Annotated in this window: 22 protein-coding genes; 14 read left to right on the forward strand and 8 right to left on the reverse strand. The window is 60.0% G+C overall.

Annotated elements, in window-relative coordinates; all coding sequences use genetic code 11:
* The first annotated feature begins 111 nt into the window (after positions 1-111).
* A complete protein-coding gene (locus tag JNB91_RS26115; protein ID WP_220328411.1) occupies positions 112-879 on the forward strand; it encodes a sulfite exporter TauE/SafE family protein in 768 nt (255 codons plus the stop codon).
* Between the two features lie 150 nt (positions 880-1029).
* Here the strand turns inward: JNB91_RS26115 and JNB91_RS26120 are convergent, their stop codons facing one another.
* Positions 1030-1206, reverse strand: coding sequence for a YdcH family protein (locus JNB91_RS26120; RefSeq protein WP_220328412.1), 177 nt, complete (start codon positions 1204-1206; stop codon positions 1030-1032).
* 229 nt (positions 1207-1435) lie between these two features.
* On the opposite strand from JNB91_RS26120, the gene JNB91_RS26125 reads away from it, so the two are divergent.
* The 6 genes from JNB91_RS26125 to JNB91_RS26150 all read left to right on the forward strand — a co-directional run bounded on the left by JNB91_RS26125 (position 1436) and on the right by JNB91_RS26150 (position 5264).
* On the forward strand, positions 1436-1639 hold the full coding sequence (locus tag JNB91_RS26125; RefSeq protein ID WP_220328413.1) for a YdcH family protein: 204 nt from the start codon (positions 1436-1438) through the stop codon (positions 1637-1639).
* 10 nt (positions 1640-1649) lie between these two features.
* Complete coding sequence (gene purE, locus JNB91_RS26130; protein ID WP_220328414.1) at positions 1650-2144, forward strand: 5-(carboxyamino)imidazole ribonucleotide mutase; 495 nt, start codon at positions 1650-1652, stop codon at positions 2142-2144.
* Positions 2141-3220, forward strand: coding sequence for a 5-(carboxyamino)imidazole ribonucleotide synthase (locus tag JNB91_RS26135; protein ID WP_220328415.1), 1080 nt, complete (start codon positions 2141-2143; stop codon positions 3218-3220). Before purE ends, JNB91_RS26135 begins: the two co-directional genes overlap by 4 nt.
* 130 nt (positions 3221-3350) lie before the next feature.
* On the forward strand, positions 3351-3476 hold the full coding sequence (gene ykgO / locus JNB91_RS26140; protein ID WP_006726873.1) for a type B 50S ribosomal protein L36: 126 nt from the start codon (positions 3351-3353) through the stop codon (positions 3474-3476).
* Between the two features lie 92 nt (positions 3477-3568).
* Entirely contained in the window at positions 3569-4201 is a 633-nt protein-coding gene (locus JNB91_RS26145) for a tetratricopeptide repeat protein (RefSeq protein WP_220328416.1), read from the forward strand.
* A gap of 22 nt (positions 4202-4223) precedes the next feature.
* Positions 4224-5264, forward strand: a complete 1041-nt coding sequence (locus tag JNB91_RS26150; protein ID WP_220328417.1) for an alpha/beta fold hydrolase — start codon at positions 4224-4226, stop codon at positions 5262-5264.
* Positions 5265-5273: 9 nt separating this feature from the next.
* On the opposite strand, the gene JNB91_RS26155 is transcribed toward JNB91_RS26150, so the two are convergent.
* The 3 genes from JNB91_RS26155 to JNB91_RS26165 all read right to left on the reverse strand — a co-directional run bounded on the left by JNB91_RS26155 (position 5274) and on the right by JNB91_RS26165 (position 7696).
* On the reverse strand, positions 5274-5804 hold the full coding sequence (locus JNB91_RS26155) for a GNAT family N-acetyltransferase (protein WP_220328418.1): 531 nt from the start codon (positions 5802-5804) through the stop codon (positions 5274-5276).
* A 69-nt stretch (positions 5805-5873) separates the two neighbouring features.
* Positions 5874-7313 carry a pyruvate kinase gene (pyk, locus tag JNB91_RS26160; protein ID WP_220328419.1) on the reverse strand — a complete coding sequence of 480 codons (1440 nt, stop codon included), beginning with the start codon at positions 7311-7313 and terminating at the stop codon, positions 5874-5876.
* Positions 7313-7696, reverse strand: a complete 384-nt coding sequence (locus JNB91_RS26165) for a DUF1036 domain-containing protein (RefSeq protein ID WP_223218398.1) — start codon at positions 7694-7696, stop codon at positions 7313-7315. Before JNB91_RS26165 ends, pyk begins: the two co-directional genes overlap by 1 nt.
* A 321-nt stretch (positions 7697-8017) precedes the next feature.
* On the opposite strand from JNB91_RS26165, the gene JNB91_RS26170 reads away from it, so the two are divergent.
* The 3 genes from JNB91_RS26170 (at position 8018) to JNB91_RS26180 (ending at position 9517) form a co-directional block, all read left to right on the forward strand.
* Positions 8018-8812, forward strand: a complete 795-nt coding sequence (locus JNB91_RS26170) for an N-formylglutamate amidohydrolase (protein WP_220328420.1) — start codon at positions 8018-8020, stop codon at positions 8810-8812.
* 24 nt (positions 8813-8836) lie between these two features.
* A complete protein-coding gene (locus JNB91_RS26175) occupies positions 8837-9145 on the forward strand; it encodes a DUF1244 domain-containing protein (RefSeq protein WP_220328421.1) in 309 nt (102 codons plus the stop codon).
* A gap of 93 nt (positions 9146-9238) precedes the next feature.
* Positions 9239-9517, forward strand: coding sequence for a DUF2312 domain-containing protein (locus JNB91_RS26180; protein WP_112454363.1), 279 nt, complete (start codon positions 9239-9241; stop codon positions 9515-9517).
* A gap of 226 nt (positions 9518-9743) precedes the next feature.
* Here the strand turns inward: JNB91_RS26180 and JNB91_RS26185 are convergent, their stop codons facing one another.
* Positions 9744-11600, reverse strand: a complete 1857-nt coding sequence (locus JNB91_RS26185; RefSeq protein WP_220328422.1) for a peptidoglycan L,D-endopeptidase MepK — start codon at positions 11598-11600, stop codon at positions 9744-9746.
* A 201-nt stretch (positions 11601-11801) separates the two neighbouring features.
* Positions 11802-13382 (reverse strand): sigma-54-dependent transcriptional regulator, encoded by a 1581-nt coding sequence (locus tag JNB91_RS26190; RefSeq protein ID WP_430736366.1) that lies wholly within the window; start codon positions 13380-13382, stop codon positions 11802-11804.
* Between the two features lie 178 nt (positions 13383-13560).
* Here JNB91_RS26190 and JNB91_RS26195 point away from each other — a divergent pair, with 178 nt between their 5' ends.
* Positions 13561-15423, forward strand: a complete 1863-nt coding sequence (locus JNB91_RS26195; RefSeq protein WP_222857638.1) for a M3 family oligoendopeptidase — start codon at positions 13561-13563, stop codon at positions 15421-15423.
* A 192-nt stretch (positions 15424-15615) separates the two neighbouring features.
* Here JNB91_RS26195 and JNB91_RS26200 read toward each other — a convergent pair whose 3' ends face one another.
* Positions 15616-16080 (reverse strand): NfeD family protein, encoded by a 465-nt coding sequence (locus JNB91_RS26200; RefSeq protein ID WP_220328424.1) that lies wholly within the window; start codon positions 16078-16080, stop codon positions 15616-15618.
* A 4-nt stretch (positions 16081-16084) separates the two neighbouring features.
* The gene (locus JNB91_RS26205; protein WP_220328425.1) at positions 16085-17116 is read right to left on the reverse strand and encodes an SPFH domain-containing protein; all 1032 of its coding nucleotides are present in this window, start codon (positions 17114-17116) and stop codon (positions 16085-16087) included.
* A 137-nt stretch (positions 17117-17253) separates the two neighbouring features.
* On the opposite strand from JNB91_RS26205, the gene queC reads away from it, so the two are divergent.
* The 3 genes from queC to queE are packed head-to-tail and all read left to right on the forward strand — an operon-like array spanning position 17254 to position 19051.
* The gene (queC, locus tag JNB91_RS26210) at positions 17254-17964 is read left to right on the forward strand and encodes a 7-cyano-7-deazaguanine synthase QueC (RefSeq protein ID WP_220328426.1); all 711 of its coding nucleotides are present in this window, start codon (positions 17254-17256) and stop codon (positions 17962-17964) included.
* Positions 17964-18320 carry a 6-carboxytetrahydropterin synthase QueD gene (gene queD / locus JNB91_RS26215; protein ID WP_220328427.1) on the forward strand — a complete coding sequence of 119 codons (357 nt, stop codon included), beginning with the start codon at positions 17964-17966 and terminating at the stop codon, positions 18318-18320. Before queC ends, queD begins: the two co-directional genes overlap by 1 nt.
* Positions 18317-19051, forward strand: a complete 735-nt coding sequence (gene queE, locus JNB91_RS26220; protein ID WP_220328428.1) for a 7-carboxy-7-deazaguanine synthase QueE — start codon at positions 18317-18319, stop codon at positions 19049-19051. The genes queD and queE overlap by 4 nt, the downstream gene beginning before the upstream one ends.
* Positions 19052-19141 lie beyond the last annotated feature (90 nt).

Here is a 19141-nt window from a genome sequence, read left to right on the forward strand (position 1 = left end):
CTCGCCTTGAAGCGAAGACGTACCGCTTCAGCACGTTCCGCTCTGGTTTTATTCAACCAATTCGATAGACCGGACGGATTGCAGGATCAACACCCCCGACAGTAACCGCAGATGATAGATATCCCCAACCTGTCGTTCTTTCTCGCCGCAATTCCGGCAGTCATGCTTGTCGGCCTGTCGAAAGGCGGCATCGGCGGCGCGATCGGCCTGATGGGCGTGCCGATCATGTCGCTTGCGGTTGAACCGGTGCAGGCGGCGGCGATTTTCCTGCCGATCCTTATTCTGATGGATGCGGTCGCGCTCTGGTCCTGGCGCAAGTACAACGATCCGAAGACGCTGCTGATGATCATGCCCGGCGGCGTGATCGGCATTGCGCTCGGCTGGGCGACGTCGGCCTATGTCTCCGATGATGCGCTGAAAGTGGTGATCGCATCTGCGACCATCCTCTTCGCTGCGCGCTATTTCTGGCAGGTCTATGGACGCCGGGGGGAAATCCAGGCCCCTCTCCCGCACCGCCCGGTCGCCGCAACATTCTGGGGATCTCTTTCGGGCTATGCGAGCTTCGTTGCCCATGCCGGCGGCCCGCCATTCCAGATCTATGTCCTGCCGATGCAGCTTGACCCGAAAAACTACACCGGCGCGAGCATTCGCTTCTTCGCCATCGTCAATGCGGTAAAGGTCATTCCCTATTTCTTCCTCGGCGCGCTGGATACGCATAACCTGACCGTGTCGGCAACGCTTCTGCCCGTGGCACTCGTCTCGACCATAATGGGAGCGGCCATCGTCAAGCATCTGAAGGCGGAAACCTTTTACCCGATGACCTACGGTCTTGCCTTTCTGGCCGGCCTCAAACTGCTCTGGGACGGCCTGCCGTTCTGAGCGGGCACGAATTGGGAATAAGCAGGGCCCCTAAAAACAATTCTGGCCGTAGCCCGCATGAACCACGACCAGAACAGAAAGATTGGGTTTTGTGCCGCTATCGGATCATTTCCAAATCAAGATCCGCGGCGATGGCTCTTTTAGCTGACCTTAATGGCGGGTTGACGCCTTGAGGCGCTGCACTTGGTCTTTGAGACGCAGCTTACGACGCTTCAGATCGGCAATCTCGCGATCGTCTGATGAAGGAGACGAAAGAATCGCCTGGAGCTCCTCCTCGAGATCACCGTGCTTCTTTTCAAGCGATGCTATATGAGCCTGGATGGTCATGTGGCATGTCCTTCCCTATTGCCTGCTCCGGCCACTCCATCGGCCGAAGCTTCAGGTTTACGACGGAAGTGTGACACGATCTGCTCGGTTTGTCGAAGGTGTTTTCATGACAAGAGCGCGGCAAATTCGTGACCTCAGCTAACTTCCAGTTAATGTGGTTTGATGATAGGAGCTTGCGCATTAAGCTGGGCCGGGTCACAAGCCCGGATCGATATGGGGACTTGAAGACATGGCCGATCAAGAACAGGCGGACAACCGGCTGGCGCTGGCAAAGCTCCGGCAGGAGCATGAAGACTACGATGCCGCCATCAACGCCATGATCACAGTCGGCTGCGATGCGCTGCGCGTCCAGCGGATGAAGAAGAAAAAGCTCGCGATCAAGGACAAGATGACCCAGATCGAAGACCAGATCCTGCCCGACATCATTGCCTAGGAACGCTCAAATGGCCGAGACACCGCCCGTCGCCATCATCATGGGAAGCCAGTCCGACTGGGAGACCATGAAGAACGCTGCCGAAACCCTCGATGCTCTCGAAATCGACTACGAGGCCCGCATCATTTCGGCACATCGCACACCTGAGCGTCTGTTCAGCTTTGCCAAGGGCGCACGTGAAGAAGGCTTTCAGGTCATCATCGCCGGCGCCGGCGGGGCTGCCCACCTGCCGGGCATGGCCGCCTCGATGACGCCGCTGCCGGTCTTCGGCGTTCCGGTCCAGTCCAAGGCGCTTTCGGGCCAGGACAGCCTTCTGTCGATCGTGCAGATGCCGGCCGGCATTCCGGTCGGCACGCTTGCCATCGGCCGCGCCGGCGCGGTCAACGCCGCCCTGCTCGCAGCAGCCGTTCTGGCTCTCTCCGACGACGACATCGCCTACCGCCTGGACGAATGGCGCGCCCGCCAGAGTGCAGCCGTTGCCGAATACCCGATGGACGAAGCATGAAGGCCCAGACGATCGGCATTATCGGCGGCGGCCAGCTCGGCCGCATGCTCGCAATGGCAGCTGCAAGGCTGAACCTCACCATCATCATCCTGGAACCGCAGGCGGATTGTCCCGCAGCGCAGGTCGCCAACGAGCAGATCATCGCAGCCTACGACGATCCGGCCGCTCTCGCGGAACTGGCCAGTCGCTGCGATATCGTCACCTACGAATTCGAGAACGTGCCGGTTTCAGCCGCCCAGACGCTGGAGCGCTCGGTTCCGGTCTATCCTCCATCCAAGGCTCTTGAGGTTGCGCAGGACCGGCTGACGGAAAAACGCTTCCTCAACGACTGCGGCATCGAGACTGCCCGTTTCCATGCGGTCAACAGCCAGCAGGAGCTTGAGGCAGCGCTGGCCGATTTCGGCGGCAAGGGCGTGCTGAAGACCTGTCGCATGGGTTACGACGGCAAGGGCCAGCGCGTTTTCCGCTCGAGCGACGACTCACCCGCAGGCGCCTATGAGGCACTCGGCGGAGTGCCGCTGATTCTCGAAAGTTTCGTTGCCTTCGAACGCGAGATCTCGATCATCGCGGCCCGCGCCAAGGACGGGACGATCCGCTGCTACGACCCGGCCGAAAACGTCCACCGCAACGGCATCCTGCACACCTCCACCCTGCCGGCAAACATTCCGGCCGAGACCGCGGCAACCGCCCGTGCCGCAGCCGAAAAGCTGCTTGCGGCGCTGGATTACGTCGGCGTCATCGGCATGGAATTCTTCGCAATGGCCGACGGAACGTTGATCGCCAACGAGATCGCTCCGCGCGTCCACAATTCCGGCCACTGGACGGAGGCTGCCTGCGTCATCTCGCAATTCGAGCAGCATATGCGCGCGGTTGCCGGTCTTGCACTCGGCGATCCTGTCCGCCACTCCGATTGCGTAATGACTAACCTGATCGGCGACGACATTATGGCCCTGCCTGAGTGGCTGGCAACCAAGGATGTGCTTGTCCATCTTTACGGCAAGACGGAAGCCCGCCCGGGCCGCAAAATGGGCCATGTCACCGAATTGAAAGGCCGGAAAACCTCGTCACAAGGTTGACATGGACAAAGCCTCGGGTTATCTGCACCCCAACCTGAGGCGCGCCCCTTTTCTTTAGGGACTAGGCGGCGCGCTTTCGATTGTTAGAGACAAGCGGCTCTATGAGCCCACAGACTGCTGGACCAGTACAATGAAGATCAAGAACTCGCTTAAGGCGCTGAAGGCTCGTCACCGCGACAACCGTCTGGTTCGCCGTAAGGGCCGCATTTACATCATCAACAAGCAGAACCCGCGCTTCAAGGCCCGCCAGGGCTGATTGCTCAGGGCGAGTTTCTCGCCTGCAATCAAATTGTCGATAGCGCGACAATTCGGCTTTGACCTTCGGCGCATCCGGATTAATTTATCCGGATGCGCTATTTGCTTTTGAGCACCCCTATTCTGGCCATGGCCGCTTTCGCCCCTGTCGCTCATGCACAGGCGCCTCAAGCCGCCCCACCCTCGCAAGCGGCACCGCAACCGCCCACCGCTGCGATAGAATCAGCGGCACCGACAACCGCAGCGGCAAAGCCGCTCGACACATTGTTCGAGGCGTTGAAGCGCGAACGCGATCCGGAAAAAGCCAAGGGCATCGCCAGCCAGATCATTGCCGAGATGAACGATTCCGGCAGCGCCACGGTCAACCTTCTGATGCAGTGGTCCGAAGACGCCATCAAGGAAAAGAAGAACGCTGCCGCGCTGGATTTCCTCGACCGCGTCACCCTTCTCGACCCCGCCTTCACCGAGGGCTGGAACCGGCGCGCAACACTTCATTACACGATGGGCGATCGGCGCAAGTCGATGTCCGACATAGCAGAAGTTTTAAAACGCGAACCCCGCCACTTCGGTGCGCTTGCAGGCCTTGCCGGTATCTTGATGGAAGCCGAGGACGACGCGTTGGCGCTGAAGGCATGGGAGCGGTATCTGAGCGTCTACCCGGCGGATCGAGACGCACAGGAAGCCGTCTCGAAACTCTCGGAAAAGATAGCCGGAAACCGGACGTGAGCCTTTCCCCGGTCGCCCTGCAATGATTCTGCCGCTTGCCCTCACAGCCATCCTCCTCGCCGCGGCCTTCGGCTTTACCGCCTGGAAGAGCCAACAGATCGCGCGACAGTTTCCGCAACATGGCGAGCTGGCGGATGTCGGCGGCTACAGGATCAACGCGCTGCATGTTCCGGCACCGCCGAATCCCACCCTCCCCCCGATCGTTTTCATCCACGGAGCCAGCGGTAACCTGCGCGACCAGGAAACCGCCTTCCGCAAGCTCCTGGAAGGCCGTGCAGAGCTTCTCTTCATCGACAGACCCGGACATGGCTATTCGGAGCGTGGCGGGCCTGAGAACGACTTTCCGGACGGACAGGCCGCCGCCATCAGCCGCGTCATGGACTGGAAGGGCATAGACCGCGCCATCATCGTCGGCCATTCCTTCGGCGGTGCGATTGCTGCAAGCTTTGCCGTCTTCCATCCCGAAAAAACGGCGGGGCTTCTGTTTCTCGCGCCCGCCACCCATCCTTGGCCAGGCGGCGTGGACTGGTACTACAAGATTGCGGCTGCCCCCTGGCTGGGCTGGTGGTTCACCCGCCTCGTCAGCCTGCCCGCTGGCCTCGTCCTCATGGATGGCGCAACAAAGTCCGTCTTCAGCCCCAACCGCCGTCGCGACCGCTATGTCGAAGAAGGCGCACCGGCACTGGTGCTGCGTCCGGAGAATTTTCGCAACAACGCGATCGACGTCGCCAACCTTCACGACTACGTCACACGGATCTCGCCTCGCTATAAGGAGATCACGGCACCGACCGTCATCATAACCGGCGACAGCGACCCGATCGTGCTTGAAGAGATCCATTCGCAAGGCCTTGCACGCGATATCGTTGGCTCGGAACTGGTGATGATCCACGGCCTTGGCCACAAGCCGGATTATGTGGTCCCCGACGTGGCGATTGCCGCGATCGAAAAGATCGCCGGCATGGATCGCGATCTGCAGGCACTGGCGCGCATGGCGGAGGCCCGGCTGACCCAGTCGGGAGTTTCGGATCAGCCTGCAATAGGAATGACGATCGAAAAGATCTGATCTGGCAGATTACCCCAGCGTAACGACATGCCTGTAGACGACATCGTCCGGATCATGCCGCGCGGCCGTCTCGTCCAGCCGAGCCCCCAGCCTTTCGGCCAGCCGGCGGGATTTGTCGTTACTATGATGAACATAGCTGACCAGCGTCTTCAGGCCGAAGATCTCGAAGCCCCAGTTTCGCAATGCAGTCGCAGCCTCCAGAGCATACCCACGCCCCTCGAAGCCGGGGTAGAGAAGCCAGCCCAATTCGTGCTCGGGAAACAGGGGGCCGGCATTGATGCCGACCTGACCGATGCAGGTGCCGTCGTCCCGCGTCACGATCATCAAAGAACCATGACCCATCAACTGCCATTGCGCCACGTCATGGCAGAACATGCCCCAGGCGGCGGCCTGCGAAAACGGACCGCCCATATGTTCTGCCCGATCCGACGCCATGAACGCCGCATAGATCGGCCAGTCCGCCATGTTCGGCACCCGCAGCCTGAGCCGGTATGTTTCGATCACGGGGATTGCAGGAGATGATTGACTATTGATGGACATGCCCATTCCAAAACGACAAACGGCCGGATTGCTCCGGCCGTCTGGTAATTGCCAATTGTGTCAGCCCGATTATGCGCCGGTCTGGCCGTCAGCGCCGATATAGGCGATGCGCAGCATGTTGGTCGAACCGGGCGTGCCGAGCGGAACGCCGGCCGAGATGATGACCCGGTCGCCGGGCTTGCCGAACTCTTCCGAAACGGTGATGCGCGCAGCACGGTTCACCATGTCTTCCAAGTCGTGTGCATCCTCGGTCACGACGCAGTGCAGGCCCCAGCATACGGCAAGGCGACGAGCCGTCTTGACGCTCGGGGAGAGCGCCAGGATCGGAACATTCGGGCGCTCGCGCGAGGCGCGAAGACCGGTCGTGCCGGACTGCGTGTAGGTGACGATTGCAGCAGCCTTGAGCGTTTCGGCAATCTGGCGTGCAGCGAGCGAGATCGCGTCGGAGCCGGTGGCTTCCGGCGTTGCGCGCTGTGCGTAGATGATGCTCGGATAGAGCGGATCCTGCTCGACCTGACGGGCAATCGACGCCATCATCGAAACGGCTTCGACCGGATACTGGCCGGAAGCGGATTCGGCCGACAGCATGACGGCATCGGCGCCTTCGAAAACGGCGATCGACACGTCGGAGACTTCCGCGCGGGTCGGAACCGGAGCCGTGATCATCGATTCCAGCATCTGGGTGGCAACCACGACCGGCTTGCCGGCACGGCGGCAGGCGCGGGTCAGCTGCTTCTGGATACCGGGAACCATTTCGATCGGCATTTCCACGCCAAGGTCACCACGGGCGACCATGACGGCGTCGGAAAGCTCGATGATTTCGTCGATGCGTTCGATCGCCTGCGGCTTTTCGATCTTCGACATGATGCCGACGCGGCCGCGTGCGATCTTGCGGACTTCCGCCAGATCTTCCGGACGCTGAACGAAGGACAGCGCGACCCAGTCGGCATCGTCGGTTGCGAGAACGGCGTCAAGGTCCGAGCGGTCCTTGTCGGTCAGAACGCCGACGGTCAGGATCGTGTCGGGCAGGCTGACGCCCTTGCGGTCGGAAATGCTGGTGCCGGCAACAACGGTGCAGACGATCTTCTTGCCGTCAGCTTCGACAGCCTTCAGCGCCAGCTTGCCGTCGTCGATCAGCAGGCGATCACCGGCCTTTACGGCTTCGAGGATTTCCGGATGCGGAAGGTAGACGCGGTTTTCGTCACCCGGCGCTTCGTTGTTGTCGAGCGTGAATGTCTGACCCGGGGTCAGCGTTACTTTGGTGTTGGCAAATTTGCCGACGCGAAGCTTCGGTCCCTGCAAATCACAGAGAATACCGATCGGGCGACCCGACTTCTTCTCGACCGAGCGAATGCGCTCGATCAGTGTACGCATCATGTCATGGCTGGCATGGCTCATGTTGATACGGAAGAGGTCAGCGCCTGCTTCGTGGAGCTTCTGGATCATTGCCTCTTCCGACGATGCCGGACCGAGCGTGGCAAGGATCTTTACTTTGCGGTTACGCCTCATCAATTCTGGCCTTCTTGCGTACCGGGCGTGTCCGAAAGCTGGACCATCCAGCTTCCCTGACGACCCGTATCATACTCTTTGAAACCCATGCGCTGGTGGCCACGGGTGAAACAATCATTCACGCCGACGATTTTGAATTCATTCTCGGCGACGCACATATTGATATTACCGGTCCACCGCCCTCCTCGGGCGGCATCCTCGGCATAAAGATAATAGTATCGTGACTGCAGTTCCCCTTCGATCAGAGTAGCGCAGGTGGAAGCAGGAACCTGCCACCATCCCTCGGTATTCCAACCATCCTGGGCACGATAACCGATTGCCACCCCGACAAGATTCTGCGTGCCATTACACACACGGAAATCAGCATGAGCCGGAGAAGCCATAAGAAGCGGTGCGCCTGCGCAAACAGCAAAAGCACCCGCCGGAACGGAAAGGAGTGAACGAAGATAGATTTTAATCGATTTTATCGGCACGGTTTCCGTCAGGTCTCCATGGTTATCGTGGAGGCACTTTCTCGCGCGCAACGGGCAGAAAGTCAACGAAGCTGTGGTTGATTGCGTCGCCCTGCCGCTGCGCTTCGTCAAAATTCCATTATCCCTTTGGGCAGACTTGATTTTTGACAAGCCAGCCCTCTCCCCTTGCGCCAAATCGGGCACCATGCGATCACCAAACTCACAACATAATCGTTTGAAATGTATGTGAGCATGCAGAATTTCCAACCGTTCGAAATCATAGACGGCGACTATGACAAAGGCATGGTGCTTCTCGCGGACCACGCCATGAACCGCCTGCCTGGGCAATATGGTAATCTCGGCCTGCCGGAGAGCGCCTTTCTGAGGCATATCGCCTTCGATATCGGCATCGAGGGGCTGACCCGAAGGCTAGCAGCACAGCTGGGCGTTCCGGCCGTACTCGGCTGCTTCTCCCGCCTGCTGATCGATCCGAACCGGGGCGAGGACGATCCGACGCTCATCATGAAGATTTCGGACGGCGCGATCATTCCCGGCAACCACCCGATCACCGACGAGGAATGGCAGAACCGGCTCGACACCTATCATCGGCCCTACCACGAGGCGATCGAGCGCACGATAGCAGCCACCACCTCAGCATCCGGCAAGGCCCCGCTGGTGCTGTCGCTGCATTCCTTCACCCCCTTCTGGAAAGATTTCGCCCGCCCATGGCACGCCGCGGTATTGTGGGATACGGACGACCGGGCAATCATGCCGCTCATCTCCATGCTGAGAGAGCCGGGCGATATCGTTGTCGGCGATAATGAGCCCTATGACGGCGCATTGGAGGGCGACACCATGTATCGTCACTGCATGATCCCCGGAATTGCGCATGCGCTTCTTGAAGTGCGGCAGGATCTTATCGGCGATGACGCCGGTATGGATGCCTGGGCGGCACGGCTGGCGCCGATCTTTACCGCGCTCAATGCGGCCCCCACATTGCACCAGTACAAGATTTTCCCGTCGCGAACCGGCCCTTACCCTGCGTGACGATGATATTCAGGAGAGGTTCCCATGACCGAACTCAGCAAGGAACAGCAAACGGAGCTTGAGGCTGCAGCCTTTCGCCGGCTTGTCCAACACCTGCGTGAGCGAAGCGACGTTCAGAATATCGACATGATGAATCTGGCAGGCTTCTGCCGAAACTGTCTGTCGAACTGGTATCGGGATGCAGCGACGGACGTCGGCATAGACCTATCAAAGGAAGCATCCCGCGAAATCGTCTACGGCATGCCCTATGACGATTGGAAGAACCTTCACCAGAAGGAAGCAAGTGACGCTCAAAAAGCCGCATTCGAGATCAACAAGCCGACGCATGACTGAAATTGCAACCGTGATTGATTGGGCTTGACCTAGCGCCCGCTTTTCGGCACTTCACCACCATCCAACAAAGATTTCCAATATCAGGAGACACCTATGTCTGATGCTCATGGCGTCGCCCGCGACCAGCTCCGCGCTTTTGTAGAGCGCATCGAACGACTTGAAGAAGAAAAAAAGACCATCGCCGACGACATCAAGGACGTCTATGGCGAAGCCAAATCGATGGGCTACGACACCAAGATCATGAAAAAGGTTATCGCCCTTCGCAAGAAGGATGACCAGGAGCGCATGGAAGAGGATCTGATCCTCGACACCTACCTCAGCGCACTCGGCATGATCCCGGGCGCCGGCACCGACGAAGAAGAAGCCGCCTGATCGAATTCATTCCAATTTCCGCATTTGCGGTAACTATCACGGAAAGCCCGCCCTCACGGCGGGCTTTTTTTTCGTGCAGCAAATCGGCATGAAGCGATCCCCTCAAAGAGAAAGCTGATCCCATCAGGAATTAAACAGCCTGTCCCGCCATCAGCGGAGATCGCACCTCAAAAATCTGCGATCTCAGACAGGCAATCAAAGTGAAAAATTTATCGGGACACAGAGGTCAGTTTGAACCGCTGAAACGGCTTGGATCGATAGCCACCGCTGCAGAGACGGGTTTGAAGCCTTCGCTGGCATAGGCCGCCGAATACTCGCTGTTCAAGGTGCGGGTCACAACGCGCGGAGCCTTCATCGACACCACATCGCCTGAGCGCTTGTTGTCGAGCGCCCATTTTTCCAGTGTGCCCTTCGTCAAGCTGGCGGAAGCGGGAGCCATCTCCGGCTTCGTCGAGCGGCCACCCTTGGTCGGCACAGCGGAGGCGGCCGCTGCAACCCACTTGGGCGTATCGAAACCATCACCGAAATGGCCGGAAGCGGAAGGCGACTGGATGACCTTCTTCGGAAGAGCCGCAACTTCAGTCGGTCTGCGCGCCTGCGAAGGGACCGGCACTGGAGCAGCATCGGTGACCGCCCGGATACCGGCTGCGGAGCGGCGATCATCATCGACACTGCGTGAAAGGGCGGCAACGAGTTCAGGCGTCAACGCCTGCTCCTGGGTCTGTTCCTGACGACCCGGCTGCACCGGCTGGGGAACGACAACGGCCGAAGCAACCTGGGCGACTGCGGGACGGTGCGCAGGCAACGGCACGCCGGACATATCCTGCAGAGAGGCCGGAACATCACCAAGCGATGCCATCATGGCCGATGTATCGCTATCAGCCTTCACGCCGCGCGAACCAAGCAGGGTCGGCACAGGAACCGCATATTTGGTCAGGTCCTCGAAAGCCGCCCCCTCAGGACGGCTGTTGGCCGCTGCTGCTGCCTGAAGCGCAAGCGCCTCCTGGGCTGGATTACGCTGCTGCGAATAAAGCGCGGTCGCCAGCGCTCCGGGACCATCCTGACGGAAGGCAGGGCGCGAGGCAGGAATAGGCGCATCGATGGCTTCGGCGGCCTGACGCGGCTCTGATGACTGGCGCGGCTGGGCCGAAGCGACCATCACACCCGGAAGCGGAGCGGCGGGCGCCTCATCCTCTGCCTGGGCGGGCCTGCTTGCCGGCGCGCTTGGCCGTGTGACCGGCGTGCTGATTTCGCCGTTGTCCTCTTCCTCGTCTGCACCACCGCCGAAGAGCGTGGCGAGGAAACCGCGACGCTTACGTTCCGCGGTAGGCGCGCCGCCAGCGGTCGAGGCAATCTCGATAGAGCTCGAACCAACGCGTTTCTTGTAATCGGCCAAGGCCTGATCATACCCCGGCAGCGGCTGGCCGTCGGCGGGAAGATGCAGCGTATTGCCCTTCGGGAAAATCGACACGAGTTCCTGGCGCGACATGCGCGGCCACGCGCGGACACCGCCGACATCGAGATGCACGAAAGGCGAGCCGGACTTCGGATAATAGCCTACGCCGCCAACCTGCATCTGCATGGCAAGCGCACGCAGCGTCGCAAGCTTCACGCCGGGAATATAGAAATCCATCGCCTTGCCGAGCGTATGCTGGCTGTTCTTGGCAACGCCGGTATTGCGCGAACGGCCGCGCAACATGCCGTTGGTTGCCGGAGAACGATAGGCGGAAACGACGTGGATGTAATCCTTGGCGCCACTGCGCCGATAAACTTCCCAGACGAGATCGAAGAGCCGTGGGTCCATCTTGGTCGGCTCGTTCTTGCGCCAGTCGCGCAGGAACTGGTTGATCTGCTGGAGACCTCTGGGGTCGAATCGGCCGTTACGCTTGAACGTAATCTCGGCTTTTTCACCCGTATGGACGAAATAGAGCTTGAGGCTGCGGTTTTCCGCGGCCGCCTGGGTGGCGGGCACGAACCATATGGAAGCAGCAACAACAGCAAGTGCCGCGCCTTGAGCAGCACGCCTGGTCAGCGACTGAAAGGCCTTTTGGACGAGGCGATGAACGCCTGTGCCCGAAGGCATTTCTTTTGCATTCAAATCAGGCAAAGCGATCCCCGTCCTGCAGACAACGTCCCTCGTTGTCCCATTTGGCTGACAATTGCGGTCACACGATGGCAAATCTGCCACACATGTACAAGCATCTCTCGTATAGTCAATGATGTGCTAAAGAGAGATTGACAGAAATTGCCATCGCTTCCTTGCCTGAAAATTAACACTCTCTAATCAAGCGGCTTCCTTGAGCGGATCATCCGGATCGATACCGTAATCCTTCAATTTGCGGTAAAGCGTCGAGCGACCGATGCCGAGCTTGCGGGCAACCTGGCTCATCTGGCCACGGTAGAACTTCAGCGCAAAGCGAATCAGTTCCTCTTCCACATCGGCAAGTTTTCTCACCTCGCCGGTGTCGTCGGTGCTCACGATCACGTTGTCCGACGCCGGATAGGCAGCAGCCAGCAGAGCGCGCGGATCCGGTCGTGTCGAACGCGGCGGCAGCATCGGCTGCGGGAAACCGAGATCTTCCGTGATAGGGCGTACCACCGATGAAGGAGCAGGCGTCGACGCAGTAGCCGTGGCGGCCAACTCGGCCGTGCGGAACTCCGGCACCTGGGCCGCAATCTGCGGGAAATCAAGCTCTGTCAGCTCGTCACCTTCCGCAAGCACGATGGCGCGGAAGATGGCGTTTTCGAGCTGGCGGATATTACCCGGCCAGTCGTAAGCCGTCAGCAGAGCCAATGCACCGGCGCTGACACCAAGGTTCTGCGGCAGCTTCTGCTCCAGCGAAAAACGCTCGGCAAAGACGCGCACGAGGTGCGGAATGTCTTCCTTGCGGCGGCGCAGAGCCGGAATGGTGATCGGGAAAACGTTGAGGCGATAGTAGAGATCTTCGCGGAAACGACCGGCGCGAACCTCTTCGATCAGGTCCTTGTTGGTGGCCGAAATCAGCCGCACATTGACCTTGTGAACCCGGCCGGCACCGACCGTTTCGATCTCGCCCGACTGCACGGCGCGCAAAAGTTTCACCTGAACTTCGAGCGGCAGATCACCGATTTCGTCCAGGAAAAGCGTGCCGCCATCGGCCTCGACGAACTTACCGGTGTGACGCTCTGTCGCTCCGGTAAACGCACCTTTTTCGTGACCGAAGAGAATGCTCTCGACCAGATTGGCCGGGATCGCCCCACAGTTGACGGTGATGAACGGCTTGCCGGCCCGATCGCTGCCCGACTGGATGGCGCGCGCGATCATTTCCTTGCCGACGCCGGATTCACCCTCGAGCACGACCGGGATGTTCGAATGCGCCGCACGCTGCGCCAGATCGATGACCCGCAGCATGTCCGGGCTTGCCGATACGATATCGTTGAAGCCGACGACACCAGCGCGACGACGGCCGACCTTGGCCTTGCCTTCGCGATAATCGAGCTTCAATGCATTGGCGATGGATGTGGCGATCCGCTCGGGCGAGACCGGCTTGACGACGAAATCGAAGGCTCCGGCCCGCATCGCCTGAACGACATATTCGATGCTGCCCTGTCCGGTCTGCACGATGACCGGGGTCTGGACGCCCATCTCGCGCAATGCGGCGAGGAAGGTCAGCCCGTCCATTTCCGGCATCATCAGATCGAGCACGATGACATTCACGTCACCGCTGGTGCGGCTGAGAAAATCGAGTGCGACCTTTCCGTTTTCGGCCAGATGCGCGACATAACCTTGCCGCTCGACTGCATTCTTCAGAAGGCGGCGCTGAATGGGATCGTCATCGACGACAAGGATATGAGCAGACATTTGTGAACTCCCGGCAACGTTCATCGTGCACCCTTTGCGGGCTCTTATGCTGGAAGTTGTGCCAGATAGGCTTGAACATCCCCTTTTGAGAAAAGCTCACATTTTAACAGTCTGAACGGAAAACGGACGGGTGGCGGCAGATGGGTCGAAATGCTACCCATCTGACACCCATTCGAGTACCCGGTTAAGGGAAGGAAAGACCATGAAAAATCGCATCGCGCCGCCTGATATCGCACATGCCGCACCGACTGCTAGCGGCGGCGCAACGGATCCAGCACTTGGTCTCCTGCCCGTCTGGAAGCTCTCCGACCTCTACGCCGCCAAGGATGCGCCGGCTTTCACGGCCGACCTGAAGCAATCCGAGACAGACGCCCTCGCCTTTGAAAAGAAGTGGAAGGGCAAGCTGGCCGAGGCCGCCACGAAGACCGGTGCCGGCGGCATCGGTGAAGCCTTGAAGGAATATGAGGCGCTCGACGACCTTCTCGGCAAGATCGGCTCCTTCGCCGGCCTTACCTACTTTTCCGACACATCGGACCCGGCCAACGGAAAATTTTTCGGCGATGCTCAGGCGAAACTCACCGATATTTCGTCGCACCTTCTGTTCTTCGCGCTGGAACTCAACCGCATCGATGATGCGGTGATGGACGCCTGCATGGATCGCGATCCGGCGGCCGGTCACTATCGCCCCTGGATCGTCGATCTGCGCAAGGACAAACCCTTCCAGCTAGACGACAAGCTGGAACAGCTGTTCCTCGAAAAGTCGATGACATCCGCTTCTGCCTTCAACCGCCTGTTCGATGAGACCATGGCAGAGCTGCGCTTCGACATCGACGGAGAGGAACAGCCGCTCGAAGTAACGCTGAACATGCTGCAGGAGGCCGACCCCGCCATCCGCGCCAAGGCAGCGGCTGCGCTGTCGAAAACATTTGGCGAGAACCTGCGCGTCTTCACGCTGATCACCAACACACTCGCCAAGGACAAGGATATTTCCAACCGCTGGCGCGGCTTCGAGGATATCGCCGACAGCCGGCACCTTGCCAACCGCGTCGAGCGCGAAGTAGTCGACGCACTGGCCGCCGCCGTTCAGGATGCCTATCCGCGCCTGTCGCACCGCTATTATGCGATGAAGGCCAAGTGGCTCGGCATGGACCAGTTGAACTACTGGGACCGCAACGCACCTCTGCCGGAAACCCCGAAAGCCGTCATTCCGTGGGAGATCGCAAAGGAAACCGTGCTTTCGGCCTACGGTGCCTTCGCACCCGAGATGGCGCAGATCGCCGGTCGTTTCTTCGATGAGGAATGGATCGACGCACCGGCACGCGCCGGCAAGGCACCGGGCGCGTTTGCCCATCCGGTCGTTCCGTCCGCGCATCCTTACGTTCTGGTCAACTATCTCGGCAAACCGCGAGACGTGATGACGCTCGCCCACGAACTCGGCCATGGCGTGCATCAGGTTCTCGCTGCCGGACAGGGCGCGCTGATGTGCCAGACGCCGCTGACGCTTGCCGAAACCGCCTCCGTTTTCGGCGAAATGCTGACCTTCCGCACGCTTCTGGAAAAGACGAAGGACAAACGCGAACGCAAGGCGATGCTCGCCCAGAAGGTCGAAGACATGATCAACACGGTCGTGCGCCAGATCGCCTTCTACCAGTTCGAACGAAAGGTCCACACGGCCCGCAAAGAGGGCGAGCTGACATCGGAGCAGATCGGCGAACTGTGGCTGTCGGTGCAAGGCGAAAGCCTCGGCCCGGCGATCAGGATTTCGGAGGGGTATGAAAGCTGGTGGACCTACATCCCCCATTTCATCCACTCGCCCTTCTATGTCTATGCCTATGCCTTCGGCGACTGCCTGGTGAACTCGCTCTACGCGGTCTACCAGAATGCTGCTCCGGGCTTTCAGGACAAGTATTTCGAACTTTTGAAGGCCGGCGGCACCAAGCACCATTCCGAACTGCTGAAACCCTTCGGCCTCGACGCCACCGATCCGACATTCTGGTCCAAGGGCCTGTCGATGATCGAAGGCCTGATCGATGAACTGGAAGCGCTGGATAAGGAACTGGGCTGAGGCTCAAACGACAAACGGCCGGGGAGACCCTCGGCCGCATACGCCCCTCATTCCTGTGCTTGTCACAGGAATCCAGCCACGGCGCGTCTGCGCCGTGAAAGGACTCTTCCGGCCCAAGGACTTGGGCCGCTGGATCCCTGTGACATACCGTGGGCGAAGCCCGAGAGCACAGGGATGAGGGTAGAGAGGAGGCTACCTAACCACCGGCTCCACCGTCAGGTCGCGCCCACTTGAAGCGACGACCCGCACACGTGATCCGACCGACAGGTCCGGCCCCATCACCGACCACATCGTATCATCGAGCCTGATCCGCCCCCGCCCCTCCTGGATGGGTTCGGAAAGCGTCGCCGTGCGCCCGACAAGGCTTTCGCCTCGACGGTTGAGGGTCGGCTCGTCGCTTATCGTGCGCTTGCCGTTATAGATCCGCCGGCCGATGACAGCGAACAGGACCGACAGAACCGCAAACAGCAAAAGCTGAATATGCCAGCCCCAGAAGGCGGCATCCCAGAGTGCCACCGACAGCGCCCCCAGCACCACGGCCGCGGCGCCGATCCAGATCAGAAACACGCCGGGAACCAGCAGTTCCAGCACCAAAAGCACGAGACCGATAATCCACCAGCCCCAAGGGCCAAAACTGTTCCAGAGTTCGACCACCATCACATCACCTCTCGGAGGTCGGCGGGGTGAATGGCGGGACCACGGCGGTCACCGTTGGCGTGCTGCGAGCCGGACGCGGCGGCTGCGGACGCGGGCCGGACGGTGCCGGGCCATTGCCATCGCCGAACACTTCCTTGGCAATCGCCCCGATACCGCCGAGCGAACCGATCAGCGACGTGGCTTCAAGCGGCATCAGCACGATCTTGGAATTGTTGGCCTTGCCGATCTCGACCAGCGCCTCTGTATATTTCTGCGCTACGAAGTAGTTGATCGCCTGCACGTCACCGGCCGCGATGGCCTCCGAGACAAACTGGGTTGCCCTCGCTTCGGCTTCGGCCAGACGTTCGCGTGCTTCTGCCTCGCGGAACGCTGCTTCGCGCTCGCCTTCGGCCTGCAGAACTGCCGCCTGCTTGGCACCCTCGGCACGCAGGATCTGTGCATTACGCGCACCTTCGGCTTCCAGCACCAGCGCACGCTTTTCGCGCTCGGCCTTCATCTGCCGCGCCATGGATTCGACGAGGTCCTTCGGCGGCTGGATATCCTTGATCTCGATACGGGTCACCTTGATGCCCCACGGATGCACGGCTTCGTCAACCACGCGCAGCAGCTTGTCATTGATGACATCACGGTTCGACAGAAGCTCGTCGAGGTCCATCGAGCCCATGACAGAGCGGATATTGGTCATCGTGATGTTCTGGATGGCGTTTTCCAGATTGGCGATCTGATAGGCCGCCTGCGCCGGGTTCAGCACCTGGAAAAACGCGACTGCATCGGCAGCCACGCTGGCATTGTCCTTGGTGATGACTTCCTGGGTCGGAATGTCGAGCACCTGTTCCATCACATTCATCTTCGCGCCGATACGCTCGATGAACGGTGTGAGGATGTTCAGACCCGGCTGAAGCGTGCGCGTGTAACGGCCGAAACGCTCGACCGTGTAGGCATAACCCTGCGGTACCGTCTTCACCAATGCGAAGAGGAGCAGGATCGCCAGGATCACCACAACGATGACGAAAATATCGAAACCACCCAAGCTCATGAGAGCCTCCCTTATGAATTGCTTAAAATCGCGGCAATCCTATTCAACCGCAGCACCATTCACAAGCGCAGGAAGGTAGTCTAGAAGGCACTTCAAGACCGGTCGCAGCCTACCCGGATAAAACAAGGACACCAATTATGAAGACTATCGTCGTCTGCTCCGGCGGACTGGATTCCGTTTCGCTTGCCCATAACATCGCCGCCAAGGGCGAACTCATGGGCCTCATTTCCTTCGACTATGGCCAGCGCCACAGGAAGGAGCTGGAATTTGCCGCCGCGGCAGCGGAACGCCTCGGCGTTTTCCACCAGATCATCGACATGCGTTCGATAGGCAGCCAACTCACCGGCTCGGCGCTGACCGATGATGTCGACGTTCCCGACGGCCATTATGCCGAAGAGACGATGCGCATCACCGTCGTGCCAAACCGCAACGCCATCATGCTGACGATTGCTTTTGGCGTGGCGGCGGCCCGTCAGGCCGATGCGGTAGCGATCGCCGTGCATGGCGGCGACCATTTCATCTATCCCGACTGCCGCCCCGGCTTCATCGACAGCTTTGATACGATGCAGCGCCATGCACTGGACGGCCATGCTTCGGTGAAACTGCTCGCGCCTTATGTTACCGGCTCGAAGGCCGACATCGTCACCGATGGTGCCAAGCACGGCACGCCCTTCGTCGAGACATGGTCCTGCTACAAGGGCGGTGAGCGCCATTGCGGCCGCTGCGGCACCTGTGTCGAACGCCGCGAAGCCTTCCACCTCGCGGGCGTTGCTGACCCGACCGACTACGAAGACCCGGATTTCTGGAAAGCCGCGACCGAGGGTTTTAAGGCAGAAGAGGTCCGCTGATGTATCGCATCACCAAGGAATTCCACTTTTCGGCTTCGCATCAGCTCCTGCATCTTCCGGCAGACCATCAATGCGCACGCCTGCACGGCCACAATTATATCGTCGTGGTCGAACTTGCCTCAGCCGACCTGAACAGTGACGGTTTCGTTCGCGATTATCACGAACTGGCGCCGCTGAAGCGCTATATCGATGAAGAATTCGACCACCGTCACCTGAACGAGGTTCTGGGCCACGACAAGGTGACCTCGGAATATCTGGCGAAGCATTTTTATGACTGGTGCAAACAGCGCCTGCCGGAAACCTCCGCAGTCAAGGTCAGCGAAACGCCCAAGACCTGGGCAGAGTACCGGCCATGACCGCTTCCGCAGAAACAATCCGCATCAGCGAGATCTTCGGTCCGACCATTCAGGGCGAAGGCATGTTGATCGGCCAGCCGACCGTTTTTGTCCGCACCGGCGGCTGCGATTATCGCTGTTCCTGGTGCGATACGCTGCATGCGGTCGACAGCGCCTATCGCCACGACTGGACGCCGATGGATGCCGAGGCAATCTGGCAGGAGGTCCGCGACCTTTCCGGCGGCAGGCCGCTGATGGTCTCGCTGTCAGGCGGCAATCCGGCCATTCAGCCGCTGAAACCTTTGATCCGCCGCGGCAAGAACGATGGCTACCGTTTTGCCATCGAGACCCAGGGCAGCATCGCCCGCGACTGGTTTGCGGATCTTGACGTGCTCGTCCTCTCGCCGAAGCCACCATCGAGCGGCATGGAGACGGATTGGGACGCTTTGGCCGACTGTCTCGAGGCGGCGGGAAAAGCACCGCGCATCGCACTCAAATTCGTCATCTTCGACGATGCCGATTATGCGTTTGCCCGCGAGGCATCGCTGCGCTTTCCGGAACTGCCCGTCTACCTCCAGCCCGGCAACCACACGCCTCCACCGCCGGAAGACGACGATGCCCGCATCGACCTCGACGGCATCATGGACCGCATGCTGTGGCTGGTCGACAAGGTGACGGAAGATCGCTGGTTCTCCGCAACCGTGCTGCCGCAGCTTCACGTCCTGCTCTGGGGCAACAAGCGGGGCGTGTAACGGCTTCACGCCCAGTTCAGCGGGGAAACCCCTCCCCACCCTCCCCACAAGGGGGAGGGCTTAACCCACCTGATCCGCCTAAGCTCAATC

This window comes from Aliirhizobium wenxiniae, from assembly GCF_019511445.1.
Lineage (GTDB): Bacteria > Pseudomonadota > Alphaproteobacteria > Rhizobiales > Rhizobiaceae > Neorhizobium > Neorhizobium wenxiniae_A.